Origin of the sequence: Halorarius litoreus (assembly GCF_024362405.1) — an archaeon.
Lineage (GTDB): Archaea > Halobacteriota > Halobacteria > Halobacteriales > Haloarculaceae > Halorarius > Halorarius litoreus.
Genome location: NZ_CP101454.1, coordinates 2,367,564 through 2,381,389 on the forward strand (window position 1 = coordinate 2,367,564; position 13,826 = coordinate 2,381,389).

Annotated in this window: 13 protein-coding genes and 1 tRNA gene; 8 read left to right on the plus strand and 6 right to left on the minus strand. The window is 68.6% G+C overall.

The window, feature by feature from the left end; all coding sequences use genetic code 11:
- Positions 1 to 15: 15 nt before the first annotated feature.
- The 6 genes from NL126_RS12155 (at position 16) to truA (ending at position 5,190) form a co-directional block, all read left to right on the plus strand.
- The gene (locus NL126_RS12155) at positions 16 to 1,323 is read left to right on the plus strand and encodes a phosphoglucose isomerase-related protein (RefSeq protein WP_255195142.1); all 1,308 of its coding nucleotides are present in this window, start codon (positions 16 to 18) and stop codon (positions 1,321 to 1,323) included.
- A gap of 86 nt (positions 1,324 to 1,409) precedes the next feature.
- Positions 1,410 to 2,195 (plus strand): CPBP family intramembrane glutamic endopeptidase, encoded by a 786-nt coding sequence (locus NL126_RS12160; protein ID WP_255195143.1) that lies wholly within the window; start codon positions 1,410 to 1,412, stop codon positions 2,193 to 2,195.
- 94 nt (positions 2,196 to 2,289) lie between these two features.
- Complete coding sequence (locus NL126_RS12165; protein WP_255195144.1) at positions 2,290 to 2,454, plus strand: CopG family transcriptional regulator; 165 nt, start codon at positions 2,290 to 2,292, stop codon at positions 2,452 to 2,454.
- A gap of 73 nt (positions 2,455 to 2,527) precedes the next feature.
- Positions 2,528 to 3,835, plus strand: coding sequence for a histidine--tRNA ligase (gene hisS, locus NL126_RS12170; protein WP_255195145.1), 1,308 nt, complete (start codon positions 2,528 to 2,530; stop codon positions 3,833 to 3,835).
- A 60-nt stretch (positions 3,836 to 3,895) separates the two neighbouring features.
- A complete protein-coding gene (locus NL126_RS12175) occupies positions 3,896 to 4,327 on the plus strand; it encodes a universal stress protein (protein ID WP_255198844.1) in 432 nt (143 codons plus the stop codon).
- Positions 4,328 to 4,386: 59 nt separating this feature from the next.
- Positions 4,387 to 5,190: a tRNA pseudouridine(38-40) synthase TruA gene (gene truA, locus NL126_RS12180; RefSeq protein WP_255195146.1), complete on the plus strand. Its 804-nt coding sequence runs from the start codon at positions 4,387 to 4,389 to the stop codon at positions 5,188 to 5,190.
- On the opposite strand, the gene NL126_RS12185 is transcribed toward truA, so the two are convergent.
- Complete coding sequence (locus tag NL126_RS12185; RefSeq protein ID WP_255195147.1) at positions 5,187 to 6,509, minus strand: M28 family metallopeptidase; 1,323 nt, start codon at positions 6,507 to 6,509, stop codon at positions 5,187 to 5,189. The two genes, truA and NL126_RS12185, sit on opposite strands and share 4 nt — an antisense overlap.
- A 102-nt stretch (positions 6,510 to 6,611) precedes the next feature.
- On the opposite strand from NL126_RS12185, the gene pepF reads away from it, so the two are divergent.
- On the plus strand, positions 6,612 to 8,402 hold the full coding sequence (gene pepF / locus NL126_RS12190) for an oligoendopeptidase F (RefSeq protein ID WP_255195148.1): 1,791 nt from the start codon (positions 6,612 to 6,614) through the stop codon (positions 8,400 to 8,402).
- A 78-nt stretch (positions 8,403 to 8,480) separates the two neighbouring features.
- A complete protein-coding gene (gene pan2, locus NL126_RS12195) occupies positions 8,481 to 9,701 on the plus strand; it encodes a proteasome-activating nucleotidase Pan2 (protein ID WP_255195149.1) in 1,221 nt (406 codons plus the stop codon).
- A 293-nt stretch (positions 9,702 to 9,994) separates the two neighbouring features.
- Here the strand turns inward: pan2 and NL126_RS12200 are convergent, their stop codons facing one another.
- The 5 genes from NL126_RS12200 to NL126_RS12220 form a co-directional block, all read right to left on the minus strand.
- Positions 9,995 to 10,495, minus strand: coding sequence for a DUF5813 family protein (locus tag NL126_RS12200; protein ID WP_255195150.1), 501 nt, complete (start codon positions 10,493 to 10,495; stop codon positions 9,995 to 9,997).
- Between the two features lie 302 nt (positions 10,496 to 10,797).
- A tRNA-Leu gene (locus tag NL126_RS12205) sits at positions 10,798 to 10,882 on the minus strand.
- Between the two features lie 162 nt (positions 10,883 to 11,044).
- Positions 11,045 to 11,380 carry a ferredoxin gene (locus tag NL126_RS12210; protein ID WP_255195151.1) on the minus strand — a complete coding sequence of 112 codons (336 nt, stop codon included), beginning with the start codon at positions 11,378 to 11,380 and terminating at the stop codon, positions 11,045 to 11,047.
- Between the two features lie 24 nt (positions 11,381 to 11,404).
- A complete protein-coding gene (locus NL126_RS12215; protein WP_255195152.1) occupies positions 11,405 to 12,562 on the minus strand; it encodes a TrkA C-terminal domain-containing protein in 1,158 nt (385 codons plus the stop codon).
- Positions 12,562 to 13,773, minus strand: coding sequence for a potassium channel family protein (locus NL126_RS12220; RefSeq protein WP_255195153.1), 1,212 nt, complete (start codon positions 13,771 to 13,773; stop codon positions 12,562 to 12,564). The genes NL126_RS12215 and NL126_RS12220 overlap by 1 nt, the downstream gene beginning before the upstream one ends.
- Positions 13,774 to 13,826 lie beyond the last annotated feature (53 nt).

A 13,826-nucleotide genomic window follows, 5' to 3' on the forward strand; every position in this document is an offset into this window, starting at 1 on the left:
GACGCCCACCCATCCATGCGAGTAGACATCGGCAACGCGCTCGATTCCGTTGCCACCCCGGGCATCTCCACCGAGGCACTCGACCGGCTCGACGCCGAGGTCGCTGCGGCACACGACACCATCGCCGCGGGCATGACGAACGCCGAGTTCGGCTACGTCAGCCTGAACCTCCCCGAGACCACGAGCGCCGCGGGCATCGAGGCCGCCGTCGCCGACGTCGACGCCGAGTCGGTCCTCACCGTCGGCATCGGTGGCTCGGCACTCGGCGCGGTGACCGTCACGCGCGCGCTCGGCGAGTCGAACCACTACGTCCTCGACAACGTCGACCCCGAGGCCACGACCCGACTGTTCGACTCGCTCGACCTCGAATCCACCGCAGTGAACGTCGTCTCGAAGTCCGGCACCACGGCGGAGACGCTCTCGAACTTCCTCATCGTCCAGGAGGCGATGGACGAGGCGGGCGTCGACTGGACCGAACGCACGGTCGTCACGACTGGCGAGGAGGGCCCCCTCCGCGAGCTAGCGAACGAACACGGGTTGCCCGCACTCGACGTGCCCGACGGGGTTCCGGGTCGGTTCTCGGCGCTCTCGGCGGTCGGGCTCGTGCCCGCCGCGATTCTCGGGTACGACATCGAGGCCGTCCTCGACGGTGGCCGTGCGGCCCGCGACAGCCTGCAGGGGAGCCTCCACGACTGTCCCGCGTACGCGTACGGCGCAGTCGCGACGGCACTCGAACGCCGCGGGGCCCACACGAACGCGTTCATGCCCTACGCGGAGGGACTCGAACCGTTCGCCGAGTGGTTCGCCCAGCTGTGGGCCGAGTCGCTCGGAAAGGACGGGCAGGGGCAGACCCCGGCACGAGCCCTCGGGGCGACCGACCAGCACTCCCAGCTCCAGCTCTACCGGGCTGGCCGCCACGACAAGCTCGTCACGCTCGTCCGCCCGCGCGAGCGCGGCGACCTCGACATTCCCGCGACGGACGTCGAGGGGCTCTCCTATCTCGGCGGGTCGACGCTCGGCGACCTCCTCGATGCCGAGTTCGAGGCGACCGAAGCGAGCCTCGCCGCAGCCGGGAAGCCCAACGTGCGGCTGGAGGTCGAGCAGGTCGACGAATACGGCATCGGTGACCTCCTGGTGTCGATGGAGGCGGCCTGCATCCTCGCGGGCGAGCTCATGGGTGTCGAGACGTTCACCCAGCCCGCGGTCGAGTGGGGGAAGCGTGCGGCTCGCGGGCTGCTCGGCGGCGGCGAGTTCGAGGAAGCCGAGGCCGTCCGCGAGAAGTCGACGCTCGTCGTGGACCCAGTGGTCGAGCCCGACGCGTAGGCCGGTGTCAGCGTCCCCGAGTGAGTACCGGGGACTGCGTGACCGATTGAGTAAGAGGTATTCGGGTGCGCCTGCTACGAGCAGGTGTGTCCGAGAACGTCAGCGCCGACGAGCAGGCCGGAAGCCCCGGGGACGGCCCCGAGGCAGACCGGGTCGGGGCCGTCGCGACGAGCGTCGGGCTCGCGCTCGCCGGTACCATCGCAGGCATCGCCACCCTGTTCCTCCTCGCCGCGCTGTTACAGGGGCTCGGCGTCGCCGTACAGGAACAGATCGTCGTCCAGTACGGCCTGAGCATCCTCTCGCTGCAGGGGATCGGCTTCATCGTCGTCGTCCTCGTCTTCTTCCAGGTCCGCGACCGCTTCGACATCATCCGCATCCGGTGGCCGACGCTCCGGGACGCGGGACTCGCCGTCGCCGGCATCTTCGGCCTCCTGCTCCTCCTCGCCGTCCTCGCCGGCATCTACACCGCGTTGGGCGTCGACACCCCCCAGACCTCCATCGTCGAGGACGGGATGCAGAACCCCGAACTCGCGCTGTTCCTCATCCCGCTCACGTACATCTTCGTCGGGCCGGGCGAGGAACTGCTGTTCCGCGGGGCGGTCCAGGGGTTGCTCGGCGAGGCGTACTCCCGAGTGCCGGCTATCGTCATCGCCTCCGTCATCTTCGCGTTCGCCCACGTGATGAACGTCTTCGGCGCGCCTCCGACGCAGGTCGTCGCCTACCTGTTCGTCATCTTCTCGCTGTCGCTGCTGCTCGGCGCGCTGTACGAACTCACCGACAACATCGTCGTGCCGATGTTCGTCCACGGCACGTACAACTCCCTGACGTTCCTCCAGCTCTACTTCGTGGCGACCGGCGGACTCCCGAGCTGAGCCCGGCTCGCTGCTGGTCCCCACGCCCCCTCACCCGTCGTGCATGACGACCGTCTGACGAGAACTTATACTGTGGTAGGACGTACCACGCTCGATGCGCCGGTTCCAGTTCGTCTTCGAGGAGAGCGAGGCCCGGGAAGTCGAGGCGCTCGCCCGCGAGTACGGCCTGACCGAACAGGCCGTCCTCGAGCAGTTGGTGGCGCTCGGGCTCGAACAGGTCCGCGAGGACGGCTCCGTGGAGCACGCGACCGAGCACTGAGCCCACCCGGGCAGCCTGCCACCGCCTCGCGTGGGACCGTAAGGGTTCTTTGCGCGCCGACGGACGTTCGGGTATGTACGACCGACTGAAGGGGTTCAGGGACTTCTACCCCGAGGAGATGGCCGCGCGCCGCGAGGTCATCGACACCGTCGAGGACGCCTGTCGCCGCTACGGCTTCCGCGAGATCGCGACCCCACACCTCGAGCGCGCCGAGATGTGGACGGACAAGTCCGGCGACGACATCGTCGACGAGCTGTACGCCTTCGAGGACCGGGGAGGCCGCCACGTCACGCTCGCCCCCGAGCTGACGCCGACGGTCGCGCGGATGGTCGTCGCGAAACAGCAGGCGATGTCGAAGCCCATCAAGTGGTTCTCGACCCGACCGTTCTGGCGCTACGAGCAGGTCCAGCAGGGTCGCTACCGCGAGTTCTACCAGACGAACATCGACATCTTCGGCTCTTCGGACCCGCGGGCTGACGCCGAGATGCTCGCGCTCGGGGCCGAACTCCTGACGGACCTCGGGCTCACGGCCGACGACTTCGAGTTCCGCGTCTCGCACCGCGACATCCTCGGCGCGCTGTTCCGCTCGTTCGACGCCGACGTCGACGTGCGCGAGGCCATCCGCGCGGTGGACAAGAGCGCGAAGATCGAGACGAACGAGTATCACGACCTGCTGTACGGGGCTGGGCTCTCGTACGACCAGGCCGCGGAGTTCGACGAGTTGGTCTCCGCGACCACCGAGGACAGTCTCGACGACCTGGTCGACTTCGCGGGGAGCGACGAAGCGGATGCCGCGGTCTCGAACCTGCAGGCCGTCCTCTCGGCGGTCGACGACTTCGGCGTGAGCGAGTTCTGCTCGCTCTCGCTCGAAACCGCCCGCGGGTTCGACTACTACACGGGCGTCGTCTTCGAGTGCTTCGACTCGACGGGCGAGGTCTCCCGGTCGGTCTTTGGTGGGGGGCGCTACGACGACCTCATCGAGGACTTCGGCGGCCAGCCGACTCCTGCTGTGGGGTTCGCGACCGGCTACGCGACGTTCCCGCTGTTGCTCCAGCGCGCGGGCGTCTACCCAGAGGAGGCCATCTCGACCGACTACTACGTCCTGCAGGTCGGCGACACCGAGGCCGAGGCCGCACAGGTCGCGAACGAACTCCGCGCGCTCGGGCACGTCGTCGAGACGGACGTCTCCGGGCGGAGCTTCGGCGCGCAGATGGGCTACGCCGACAGCATCAACGCCGAGACGGTCGTCATCGTCGGCGAGCAGGACCTCGCGAACGGCGAGGTGACGCTGAAGGACATGGAATCGGGCGACCAGACGACGGTGTCGGTTGAGGAGTTCCCGCCCGGGTCGGGGCGCCCGACGTACGACGACTACGAGTAACGCCGCGGAGGCAGTTCGTACTTATCTCTCTGCGCGTCGTCAGTTCTCTCGGTGAGTCCCATGTACGACACCATCCTCTTTCCCACCGACGGCTCCGAGCCGGCCCAGGATGCCATCGACGCGGCCATCGACCTCGCTTCGCGGTACGATGCGACGCTCCACGCGCTCTACGTCGTCGACGTGGCCGCGTTCGACGTGCCCGACGCCGACACGAGCTTCATCCTCGCGGCGTTCGAGGAGGAGGGCGCGACCGCAGTCGAGGCCGTCCGCGAGGCGGCTTCCGCCGCCGACGTCCCCTGCGAGACGGCCGTCGTCACCGGCACGCCCGCGGACTCCATCCTCTCGTACGTCGATGACCACGACGTCGACTGTCTGGTGATGGCGACGCACGGCCGCCGCGGACTGTCGCGGCTCCTGCTCGGGTCGACCACCGAGCGAGTGGTCCGGCGGTCGTCCGTTCCCGTCCTCGTGGTGCCGGCCGCCGAGGAGTGAGCGGAGAACCGCGAGCCGCGAGTCGCGACCGATAAGGGGCCGCCCTCCCTGTGTCGGGTATGCGCGCGTTCCGTCTCGCCTACGACGGCACCGGCTACCGCGGCTACCAGCGCCAGCCACACGGTGAGACCGTCGAGAACGACGTGTTCCGTGCGCTCGCGCGACTCGGGGTGACCGCGACGCCCGAGAGCCCGCCCGACGGCTACAGCGCGGCGGGCCGCACCGACGCCGGCGTCTCGGCCATCCAGCAGACCGTCGCGTTCGAGGCACCCGCGTGGCTCACCCCAAAGGCGTTCAACGGCGAACTCCCGCCGGGGGTTCGAGCGTGGGCGAGCGCCGACGCCGACGAGTTCCACGCGCAGTACGACGCGAACCGCCGCGCGTACGAGTACCACCTGTACGCGCCCGACGTCGACGACGCGCTCGCGGCGGCGGTCTGCGAGCGGTTGTCTGGAGCCCACGACTTCCACAACCTGACGCCCGACCGCGAGGGGACCGAACGCGACCTCACGGCGACCTGTGAGCGCGACGGCGCGTATCTCGTCTGCCGGTTCTCTGCGGGGGGGTTCCCCCGCGAGTTCGTTCGGCGAGCGGTCGGCCTCCTCGACGCCATCGTGACCGGCGACCGCCCGCTGACGTTCTGCGACCGCGTGCTCTCCGACGAGGTGCTTCAGGGTCCCGACGGTGTCGGGCCTGCTGCACCCGAACCGCTGCTCCTGCGCCGAGTCGACTACGACCTCGCGTTCGAGGTGGACGACGAGGCCGCCGCGAGCGCGCAGGGCGTGTTCGATGAACGGCGCGTCCGGCGGCAGACCGGTGCGCGTGTCGCCGCCCGGTTACGCTCCGGGGCAGGCCACGACTAGTCCCACGGCCAGACGCCCGCCGCGCGCATTCCGGGTTCGGCGTCCGCGGCGTCCAGTTGTGAGCGGAGGGTCTCGGTGTCGACGCGCGGCAGACTCGTGTGCGTGAGTTCACGGACGAGCAGCGCCGTCAGCAACGCGTGGGTCCGCAGCGTTCGCGGGTCGGCCTTGTCGCGGGTGTCCGCGGCGGTGTGCGTCCAGCCCCGTCCGCGCTCGCGGGAGTCGGGGAACTGGCTGTGGAGCTGGAGAGCTGGCACTCCCCGACGCAGGAATGGCCAGTGGTCGCTGTAGGGGTGGGGCGTCTCCTTCACGTGGAGCGGCTGGCCAGCCTCCGCAACGACGCGTTCGGCCAGTTCGCGAGCGGCGTCGCTCCCGTGGGTCAGCGCCCGGAGGTCGCGGTGGCGGCCGGCGCCGTCGACGTTGACGACCGCTCGAAGATCGTCTGTGGGCAGTTCCGTGGCCAGTTGCCGCGCGCCGAGCAGCCCAGTCTCCTCGCAGCCGACGCCCGCGACGACGACCCGACAGCCGAGGTCGCAGTCGGTGAGGTAGCGTGCCGCGGTGACGACGGTCGTGATGCCACAGCCGTTGTCGAGTGCCCCCTCTGCGATGTCGTGGGCGTCGAGGTGTGCGACCAGGAGAACGGCCTCGTCCGTCTCGGGGCCGAGCGTCCCGACGACGTTGTGGGCGGTGCCGGGCTCGGTCGTGGCGTCGACGCGAAGGTGGGCGGTCCCCTCGGCGGCGTACTCGCGGAGCCACTCGCCCGTCTCGTAGGAGACGCCCACACCTGGAATCGCGGCCTCCTCGCCGAACCGGAGCGTGCCCGTGGGAATCAGCTGGCCGGGTTCGTGGTGGGCGAAGACGAAGCCGCTCGCCCCTGCGTCGACCGCGTGGCCGAACTTCTCCATCCGGTGGACGTAGCGCCCGCCGGTGGGTGAATCGGTGTCAGCGACGACGACCTTGCCCGCGACGTCGGCCGCCTCGATGTCGTCGGGAGTGCCGTGGCCCACGTCGACCAGCTCGCCCGCGAGGTCGCCAGCGGGCGAGTACGGGAGCGCCTGTGCGACGAACGCGCGGTCGAGGTCCCGGTCGGGGATGCGAACCGAGAGCGTCGTCTCGCCGCGGTGCCACCGCTGGATGTCGAACGGGTGGATGTCGGGGGTAGCCCCCGCCGCGTCGAGCGCCTCGGCGACGAGTTCCGCGGCGCGACGCTCACCGGGCGACCCACCGAGCCGCGGGCCGACCTCCACAAGGTCGGTGAGGAACCGCCACGGGAACGGGTCGCCGAACGCGCGGCCGGCGAGCGAGCGTGCGGTGTCGTCCATACCCGGAGGTCGCGCCACAGCCGCAAAACCCCTCGGCTCGCGCTCCTGTGTCGTCACGCGGACGACGATGCGTTTACACCTGCGGGGTGGGTAGGGGTGCCAATGAGTTCGGTTCCCGAGCGGAGCGATATCGACGAGGCGTACAAGTGGGATCTGGAGTCGATGTTCGTCGGCGACGACGCGTGGGAGGACGCCTACGAGGACGTCCAGGAGCGCCTCGACGAGCTCCAGGCGTTCGAGGGGCAGGTGACCGAGGACGCCGAGACGCTGCTGGACGTGCTGGAACTCCGCGAGGAGCTGATGCGCGAAGTGTCGAACGTCGCCGCCTACGCCCGGATGCGGTCCGACGAGGACACGACGAACCAGGAGTACCAGGCGCTCTCGGCGCGGGCGCAGTCGCTCGCCTCGCAGGCGTCGAGCGCCGCGTCGTTCATCGAGCCCGAACTGCAACAGGTCGACCGCGACACTCTCCAGGGGTTCGTCGACAGCGAGCCCGCGCTCGAACCGTACGGTCACTACTTCGACGACGTGCTGCGGATGAAACCGCACACCCGCTCGCCCGAGATCGAGGAACTCCTCGCGGAGCTGTCGGAGGTCACCGGCGCGGCCGGCGACGTCTACTCGATGCTCTCGAACGCCGACATGGAGTTCCCGGCCGTGGACGACACCGAGGGTGAGCCCCAGCGCATCACGCAGTCGAACTTCACGAGCCTGCTGAAGAACCGCGACCGCGAGTTCCGCCAGCGCGTCTACGAGGCGTACTTCGAGGAGTGGGGCGAGTTCCGAAACACCGTCTCGACGGCGTACAAGAACAGCGTGAAGGCGAACTCGAAGCTCGCGACCGCCCGCAACTACGACACCGCCCGCGAGGCGAGTCTCGACGGGGCGAACATCCCCGTCGAGGTGTACGACAACCTCCTCGAGTCGGTCCGCGACAACCTCGACGTGCTCCACCGCCACGCCGACCTCAAACGCGAGCGACTCGGCGTCGACGAGCTGCAGATGTGGGACCTGTACGCGCCGCTCACGGACAGCGACTCGCCGGACATCGAGTACGAGCAGGCGAAAGAGTGGGTCATCGAGGCGGTCGCCCCGCTCGGTGAGGACTACCAGCAGCGGCTCGCAGACGGGCTCGACTCCCGCTGGGTCGACGTCTACGAGAACGAGGGGAAGCGGTCGGGCGCGTACTCCTCGGGGACGTACGACAGCCAGCCGTACATCCTGATGAACTACCAGGACGACGTGACCTCGATGTACACGCTGGCGCACGAACTCGGCCACTCGCTGCACACCCAGCTGTCGAGCGAGGAGCAACCCTACGTCTACTCCAGCTACGAGATCTTCACCGCCGAAGTCGCCTCCACGGTGAACGAGGCGCTCTTGACCGAGTACCTGCTCGACACCGTCGAGGACGAGACGCTGCGCCGACACATCCTCGACGAGTACCTCGAACGGTTCCGGTCGACGCTGTTCCGCCAGACGATGTTCGCGGACTTCGAGCACCAGGCCCACGAGCTGTCGGAGGCCGGCGGCGCGCTCACCGCCGACACACTCGACGAGCTGTACGGCGATCTCAAGCGCGAGTACTACGCGAACGCGACGGTCGACGAGCACATCACCCGCGAGTGGATGCGGATTCCGCACTTCTACTACGGGTTTTACGTCTACCAGTACGCGACGGGCATCTCGGCGGCGAACGCGCTCGTCGAGGGCATCCTCGACGAGGGTGAACCCGCGGCCGAACGCTACCTCGACTTCCTGAAGAAGGGGTCGCGGGAGTACCCGCTCGAACTGCTCGACGGCGCGGGCGTCGACATGGCGAGTCCCGACCCCGTCGAGTCGGCCATCGCGGCGTACGACGAGTACGTCGGCGAGTTCGAGGACCTGTCGTAACGGCGCTGACGGCCGGATTCGAAAATCCGGACTACCCGAAGACCTTTCTACGTCGGCGGCCCAAACTCGGACAGCCAGATGTCTCGCAGTCCCTCGCTTCCTGACCGACCGAAGCTGGACCTCGACGCCGATATGTCGGCCGACGAACGGCTCGACGCGCTCCGGGACCACTACCTGGACATCGTCCACGTCCACGACGAGCTGGCCGACCAGCTCGAAGCCGCCCGCGACAAGCAGACCGACTTACGGGAGGAGGTCGATACGCTCCAGCGGGAGAACGAGGCCCTGAAGACCTCGTCGCTGTACATCGCGACGGTCGAGGAGGTCACCGACGAGGACGGCGTCGTGCTCAAGCAGCACGGCAACAACCAGGAGGTGCTCACCGACGTCTCGCCCCGGCTCGGCGACAAGCTCGAAGCCGGCGACCGCGTCGCCATCAACGACTCCTTCGCCGTCCAGACCATCCTCGACAACGAGACGGACGCCCGCGCACAGGCGATGCAGGTGGAGACGAAGCCCGACGTGACGTACGCCGACATCGGCGGCATTGACGAACAGGTCCAGGAGGTCCGAGAAGCGGTCGAGGACCCACTCACCAACCCCGAGCAGTTCGAGGCCGTCGGTATCGAGCCGCCGACCGGCGTGCTCCTGCACGGCCCGCCGGGGACGGGCAAGACGATGCTCGCGAAGGCCGTCGCCAACGAGACGGACGCGACGTTCATCAAGATGGCCGGCTCCGAACTCGTCCAGAAGTTCATCGGTGAGGGTGCACGGCTCGTCCGCGACCTGTTCGAACTCGCCGCGGAGCGCGAGCCCGCAATCATCTTCATCGACGAGATCGACGCCATCGCCTCGAAGCGGACGGAGTCGAAGACCTCCGGCGACGCCGAGGTGCAGCGGACGATGATGCAGCTGCTCTCGGAGATGGACGGGTTCGAAGCCCGCGGTGACATCTCCATCATCGCCGCCACCAACCGCTTCGACATGCTCGACCAGGCGATTCTTCGCCCGGGTCGGTTCGACCGCCTCATCGAGGTTCCCGAACCGAACTTCGAGGGTCGCAAGCGCATCCTCGAGATTCACTCCCGCGAGATGAACCTCGCCGACGTGGACTTCGAGGAACTCGCCGAGCGGACCGAGGGGTTCTCGGGTGCGGAGATCGAGTCGCTCACGACCGAAGCCGGGATGTTCGCCATCCGCGGCGACCGGACCGAGGTCCGCACGCAGGACTTCCTCGACGCCTTCGAGAAGATCTCGCGCAACGACACGGAAGCAGGACTGCCGGTCGCGTTCTACTAAGCACTTTTTGCACCTCCTTCGCTCGTCGCTCAAACCACGAGCGACTCGCTCAGTCGGGCAAAAACTTGCGGAAAAAGACACGTCGGGACTCCAGTCGCGGCCTCGCTTCGCTCACGGCTCGTTGCACTCGCCGTCTGCTCGCGGGCCTTCGGCCCGGTCGCACGGCCCGTGGCGCTCCGCGCCACGCTGTTCGCATCGCGGTTCTCCCGCTGGTCGAACCGCGCGCCGCTCGGCCGCGGTATTCGGCGCTCGGTGAACCGCTCGATCGCTTCGCTCCCGCGCGGATGCTAGCGCTACAGTGGCGTTCCGCCCCGGCCCTCTCCCTGACTCGCCTGTGAGAGCATCGACGCGACGGGCTCGGTGTAGCTGTAGCCCGGCACGATGCCCTCCATGTAGGTGCCTTCGGCATACTCGACGAGCGCCTTCGCGATGGCCGGTGCGCGGTCGGCGTTGCCCCACTCGAACACGAACACGGCGACGGCATCGCCCTCCTCCTCGAACACGTCGAGGTCGGCGAGTTCTATCGAATCGCGGATGGCACCGGGGGCGTCCTCCAGTCGGAGCGCGTAGGTGTCGAACCAACCGTCCTCGACGGCGGGGCCGACGGGCTCTTCGGTGGCCGTCGAGAGCATCGGTGCCCGGATGGTGACCGTGTACCGGAGCGCCCAGTCGTCAGTCTCACTCGCCGTCGCTCGTCCGTCGAACGCTGTGGTCGTCAACTCGAACTCGTCGCCGTCCCGCTCGAACGCCTCGTGTGCGTCGAAGGCGCGTTCGGCTCTCTCGGGCAGACTCATTGGACATCCATAGGCAACGGGAGTGGAAAAACGGCTCGTCACGAAGCCAGTAACATTAGTCTCACCAGCATCCGCGAGGGAGCGAAGCGACCGAGCGGTTCACCGGACGCGAGGCGAAGCCGAGCGTCCGGGATGTTTTTGATGCAGCTTTTTGCGAGGAGTGGTGGCCGTGAAGCGGCCACCCGACGAAGTAAAAAGGTGCGGGGGAAGGGATTCGAACCGCGGTCGCTCACGCTGTTCGCTCCCTGCTTCGAATCCCACGGCCGATTCTCACGGCTCTCGCGTTCGCTCGAGCCGGAGAATGCGGGGGAAGGGATTCGAACCCTCGAACGCCTACGCGAGCGGATCTTAAGTCCGCCGCCTTTGTCCAGACTCGGCCACCCCCGCGCATTCGCTACTGGCACCGTTGGTGGAAAAGCCGTTACGGTCCGGCGAAGGTTCAAATACGAACCCGTGGCCACCAGTCCCGTGACCTGAGTGTCGCCCGCGGTGGTCCAGGCGGGAGTGCGGCCACCCACCGCGAGAAGGAAGGAGCCGCCTGTTCGCCACTCACCAATCGACGGAGAGCGTGCCGTCCCCGTGGGGGTCGGGTGCGATCTCCTCGTTGGTCCGACGGTCGACGACGTGGATGACGCCGCGGTCCTTCTTCGCGGGGCAGACCTCCGCGGCGCGGACGTTGTGGTCGAGTTCGTCCTCGCCGAAGAAGTAGGTGTTCGGCTGAGCGATGCCCGACGAGAGCTTCATCTCCCAGTTCGTGGACACCTCGGCGCACTTCCCCGCTGCGATGCACTTGTTCGCCTCGAAGATGATCTTGTAGGGTGCCTCCTCGACGGGCGGTGCGTCGGCCTCCCCGATCTCGCTCGGGTCGATGGGTTCGTCGGCCATTGTCGAGAGGACGGAGCGACGGGATTAGTCGTTGTCGGGTTCGGGAGCACGAGCCGCCGCGTTGAGCCGCCGGAGCTGGTCCGGGCGCGCGATGGCGTACAGCGACTCGCCTGCGGCGAGCTGCCGGCTTCGTGGTGGGATCGGGACCACGTCGCCGTCGGCCGTCCGCACCGCGACGACCGAGGCGTCGACGTCGCTGAGGGCCGTGCCGACGAGCGGACTCCCCTCGGCGAGGGTCGTGACACCCATCGTCTCCTCGGCCGCGCGGAGCAGCGACGCGAACTCGCGGTCCGATCGCGGCTCGACTGGAAGCGTGACCAGTCGGTACTGCGTATTGCTGTCGAGCGCCGGCACGTCGGCGGCGTCGACGGCGAGCGTCACGACGTCCTCTGAGGTGCCACGGAGCTCGCCGGTGCAGACCAGCTCTGGCTCTTCGGCGCCGGTCCGGTACACCTGGACGATGTCGCCCGCGCTCGCGGCGAACGCCGGGTCTGCGTGCACCGCCACGGCGCACGTCTCGGGCGGGAGCGTCGGCCCCAGTCCCGACTCGCGAGAGCCGACGGCGAGATACGCCACGGTCCCGTCGGCCTCGATGTCGATGTCGGCGTAGCCGATGCCGTAGTCGTCTTCGAGCCGCGCGACGAGCCGCTCGCGGAGTTCGTCGACGGTCAGGCCACGGGGGAACACGAGCGACTCGCCGGCCATCGACTCCTTGATGTCGTCAGCTATCGGGTCGTATGCGTCCATGTCCTTGATCTCCTCGGGGAGCGTGACGGTGATGACCCGCCCCCCGGAGCGCACGAGCTGGGAGACGTCGACGGACCGACCCGGACGCCGTCGGAACACGGTCTCGGCGAACCGGTCGCCCGAGCGCCCACCGCCGGCTGCGGCCACCGCGCTCACGGCGAGGGTGAGGGTGTTGATGGCGATGGCGGTGGGTTCGAGCGGTGATTCGCCGGCAGCGGGGTTAATGACGCTCCCGAGCGCGGAGGTCGTCTGTAACGACAGCGCCACGGCGGCGAGCCCGACGAGCACCGCGAGCCCCTCGGGAACGCGGCTCCGAGCGTACCAGCGGTGGACGACCGCGATGGTCGCCCCGAGAAGACCGGCGGCGAGTCCCAGCCCGATGATGAGCAGCACGTTCTCGACCAGTCGACCGGCGATGTCGCCGTCGAGTTGCATCAGGCGACCACCCCGGCGAACGCGTCGAGCGCGCTCGTCGTCCCAACCACGAACAGTTGGTCGCCGGCCGTGAGCTCTGTCTGCCCGCGCGGGGCGATGACCCAGCCGTCGGGGCGGCGAACCGCGAGCACCGCGACTTCGTGGCTCTCACGGAGCGAAGCCTCCGCGAGCGTCGAGCCGACGAGCTCGCTGTCTGCCCGGAGCGTGAGCTTCCGGAATCGCTTGCCAGCGCGCCGTAACAGCGAGATGAGTTCGAACTCGCGTCGGGTCCCCCGTGGCTGCACGACGAGCCGTGGACGGTCCGCTGCGACCAGCGTCTTCGCCCGGATTCGGGGGACGGCCACCGTCACGCGACCGTCGCCACCGGTCGTCGTCGTCGCCGGCTGGGTGGCTGGCTCTTCGGTCGTCACTTCGCCGCCGTCGGTCACCGCGGGACCGTCGGACGGTTCCGACTCGGCGCTGAGGACGGTCCCGCGAATGGTCGTCTCCGCGGTGACGAGCTCGACCTCGTCGCTCCGGCCCATCCCGGTCGGGACGAGCGTGTCGACCGAAACGGCCCGGTGGCCGGCGGGGACGCGCTTCGAGAGCCCCGAGAGGGGTGGCGCGGCGACGACGGTGGCGTTCGCCCGCTCGTCGAGCTGGACCGAGACGTCCGAGAGGTCGAACTCCGTGCGCAGGCGCTCGGCGAACCGGTTCTCCAGTTCGCCGACCGAGAGCTCCGCGGGGAACGTCCAGTCGCCCTCGCGGATGCCACGGCGGATCTCCGGAGTGAGCGGCGGGTAGCCCTCCATGTCCGTCACCTCGCCGCTGACGGAGACGCGGACCTGTCCGCGGCCGCCGACGAGTTCGACGACGTCCGTCGAGAGCGACCGCTCGCGGAGGGACTTCAGCGAGAGCCGACGCGGGAACGCCGCGCCCATCGCGTCGCCCTTCGCGTGCGAGTACAGCGAAATCATCAGCACGACGACGATGGCGGTGACGATGACCGGGCCGCTCGTGCTGTCGAGGATGGTCTGGTCGGTGAGTGCGAGTAGCCCACCGTTGACGCCTGCGAGCGCCAGCGCCATGACGACGACACCGAAGCCGGGGATACTCACCCCGGTGAAGTACTTGAACACGAACCCCATCGACCAGGCGACGAGCCCGGGGATGATGCCGGTGAGGATGCCGAGGTAGATACCTCGAAGCACCTCGACTGGAAGGGGAGCCATAGTCGGTCAACCCACCGCTCGGATTTACGAGTACCGGACCGTTTAACTCGCGT